Here is a 3,307-nt window from a genome sequence, read left to right as displayed (position 1 = left end):
TCCACGGTGCGCTGCTCAAAACCGGGCACGGCGGTCAGGTCCTGGCCCCACATCTGCTCGTTGGTCATGACGGCGTGCACCAGGGTGGGGATGTCGTCGTCCTTGTGGGCGTTGTAGAATTCCAGCACCCAGCGGTCGTCACTGACGGTGTACTCGTTGCCCTTGGCCCGCTTGCACACCAGGCCCTTGTCGGTCAGGCCCTGGATGTCGTTGGAATAGAAGGCGATGTAGGCGGCCAGACCCATGCTCAGGCAGGTGGGCAGGGTGCCGTTTTTCTCCACATATTCCAGCAGGGAGGGCATGTTCCGGGCCCGCCACTTGGAGGTGGAGTTCAGGCTGATGCTCATGAGCTCATGGTTCACGAAGGGGTTGTTGAAGCGGTCCTCCACCGCGGCAGCGAACTGCTTGCAGTCCTCCTGGTCCAGAGGCAGGATGGGCACCACCTCTTCCAGCAGCATCTTGTTCATGAAGCCGCGGATGACGTCGTCGTGCATGCAGTCCCGCACGATGTCAAAGCCCGCCAGATAGGCGCCCAGCACAAAACCGGTGTGGGCACCGTTGAGGATGCGGACCTTGCGTTTCTTGTAGGGGGTGACGTCCGGCACCACCGGGCAGTTGAGCCCCGCGGCCTTGAAGGGGAGCTTGTCCTCCAGCCAGGCCGGACCTTCGATGTTCCAGACGCCGAAGATCTCGCCCACGTCGATGAGCTCGTCGTGGTAGCCGTTCTCCTCTTCCAGACGGGCCACCTCGGCAGCGTCCCGGATGCGCCCGGGCACGATGCGGTCCACCAGGGTGGAGCAGAAGGTGCAGTCCTCATTGACCCATTTCCGGAAGCCGTCGTCCAGGCCCCACTGGTCGATGTACTGGTTCACGCACTTGAGCAGTTCCTTGCCGTTGTTGTCGATCAGCTCGCAGGAAAGCACCACCACACCGGGCTTTTTGGCGTTGTAGCGCGCATACAGCACCTGGGTCAGCTTGGCCGGGAAGGAGGCCGGCGGGCAGTCCGCCTGCTGGCAGGCCGGGTCATAGACAATGCCGGCTTCGGTGGTGTTGGAGACGATGTACTCCAGCTCGTCCGAGACCGCCACCTGCATCATGGCATCATAGTCTTCCTTTTCATAGGGGTTCAGGCAGCGGGACACGCTGGAGATCACCCGTTTGGCGTCCACCTTTTCGCCGTTCTGGCGGCCGCGCAGGTACAGGGTGTAAAGCCCCTGCTGGTCGTTGATGAGCTTGGCCAGACCGGGGGTGATGGGCTGCACCAGGCAGCATTTGCCGTTCCAGCCCACCTTCTCGTTGGAGACATCGAACCAGTAATCAACGAATGCACGCAGGAAATTGCCCTCGCCAAACTGCAGGACCTTTTCCGGGGCGTCCTTGAGGACGTAGCCCTTGTAGCCGGATTTTTCCAGGACTTGGTAGTTCAAGGTTTCCATGTGAATTGCTCTCCTTACGTTCGCAAAATTCGCGCCCTGCCCATGCCGCGGCACCGGATGCGCCGTGACCAATAGACGCTCAATATCACCCCTATTCTATGTTTTTTGGGCAGGCCCGTCAAGATTCATTCCGGCAGGAACGAACATATTTTGCGCATCTGCCGGGGCATTTCGGTGTTTCTGCGTTTTGCACAAGCAGTACCTTGAATTTTTGGCAGATATTTCGGGTTCTGGGCAATTTTTGCAACTTGTTCCGCCGGTCAATCCTTTGTATAATGGTAGCAGGTTATGTTATATTATGCTGCCCGAACGGTGCATGATCCGTTCCTTTTCGGGCGGCAGAATGCCAAGGTCAACAAAGGAGTACCGGTTTATGAAAGCATTTATGGACAAGGATTTCCTGCTGGAAACCAAGACCGCGCAGCACCTGTACCACGACTACGCCGAATCGCTGCCCATCGTGGACTACCACTGCCACATTCCCCCGCAGGAGATCTACGAGGACCGCCGCTTTGAGAACATCGCCCAGGTGTGGCTGGGCGGCCATCAGGTCCTGGCCGACGGGTCGGACTACTATTTCGGCGACCACTACAAGTGGCGCGTCATGCGTTCCAACGGCGTGCCGGAAGAGTACATCACCGGCGACAAGCCCGACCGTGAACGCTTCCAGAAGTTTGCCGAAGCCCTGGAAATGGCCATCGGCAACCCCATGTATACCTGGTGCCACCTGGAACTGAAGAAGTATTTCGGGTATGAGGGCGTGCTCAACGGCGACACCGCCGAAGAGGTGTGGAACCTGTGCAACGACAAGCTGCAGCACGACCCCAACATGACCGTGCGCGGCCTGATCGCCCAGAGCAACGTGGCCATGGTGGGCACCACCGACGACCCCATCGACAGCCTGGAATGGCATGAGAAGATCAAGAACGATCCTTCCATCAAGGTGGTGGTGGCGCCTTCCTTCCGCCCGGACAAAGCCGTGAACATCCACAAGGCCGGTTTTGCGGAGTACATCCACCAGCTGGAAAACGTGGTGGGCCGCAAGTTCGCCTGCGCCGACTGCGTGGTGTCCGCCCTGGATGAGCGGCTGCAGTTCTTTGTGAAGATGGGCTGCCGCGCCGCCGACCACGGCCTGGACTATGTGCCGTTTGTGGAGACCGACGTGGACAAGGCCACCGCCGCCTTCAAGAAGGCCATGGCCGGTGAGATCCTGACCAAGCAGGAGTGCGACGAGTACATCACCTACCTGCTCATCAAGATGGGCCGCCTGTACAAGAAGTACAACGTGGTCATGCAGATCCATTACAGCTGCCTGCGCAACGTGAACCAGCGCATGTACAAGAAGCTGGGCCCCGACACCGGCTTTGACATGATCGCCGTGACCGACGGCAGCGCTTCCATCAGCAGCCTGCTGTCCGCCCTGACCGAGACAGGCGAATGCCCCAAGGTCATCCTGTACAGCCTGAACCCCGCCGACTTCGACATGCTGGGCACCATTCTGGGCGCCTTCCAGGATGACGAGGTCCCGGGCAAGATCCAGCTGGGCAGCGCCTGGTGGTTCTGCGATACCGACGACGGCATGTACCAGCAGATGAAGACCCTGGCCCGCCTGGGCCTGCTGGGCAACTTCATCGGCATGCTCACCGACAGCCGCAGCTTCCTGAGCTACACCCGCCACGAGCTGTTCCGCCGCCTGATGTGCAACCTCATCGGCAACTGGGTGGAGAACGGCCAGTATCCCAACGACGAAAAGTCCCTGAAGAAGATCGTGGAAGGCATCAGCTACTACAACGCCAAGCGGTATTTCAATCTGTAATATTTATCTGCCAGTTATACAAAAAGGAGAGAACCGGAAGGTTCTCTCCTTTTTT

General features: G+C 59.1%; 2 protein-coding genes. One reads left to right on the top strand and one right to left on the bottom strand.

Annotation, left to right across the window (positions count from 1 at the left end; genetic code table 11):
* Positions 1 to 1,436: tagaturonate reductase (locus tag Q0K17_RS11015; RefSeq protein WP_294542956.1), on the bottom strand; the 1,436-nt coding region annotated here is incomplete at its 3' end.
* Between the two features lie 373 nt (positions 1,437 to 1,809).
* Here Q0K17_RS11015 and uxaC point away from each other — a divergent pair.
* Positions 1,810 to 3,252, top strand: coding sequence for a glucuronate isomerase (gene uxaC / locus Q0K17_RS11010; RefSeq protein WP_294542955.1), 1,443 nt, complete (start codon positions 1,810 to 1,812; stop codon positions 3,250 to 3,252).
* Positions 3,253 to 3,307: the final 55 nt, after the last annotated feature.

Origin of the sequence: uncultured Gemmiger sp., assembly GCA_944388105.1 — a bacterium.
In the GTDB taxonomy this organism is placed as follows: Bacteria; Bacillota; Clostridia; order Oscillospirales; family Ruminococcaceae; genus Gemmiger.
Note: the sequence above shows the minus strand (reverse complement) of the source record. Positions and strands in the feature narration are given on the sequence as shown.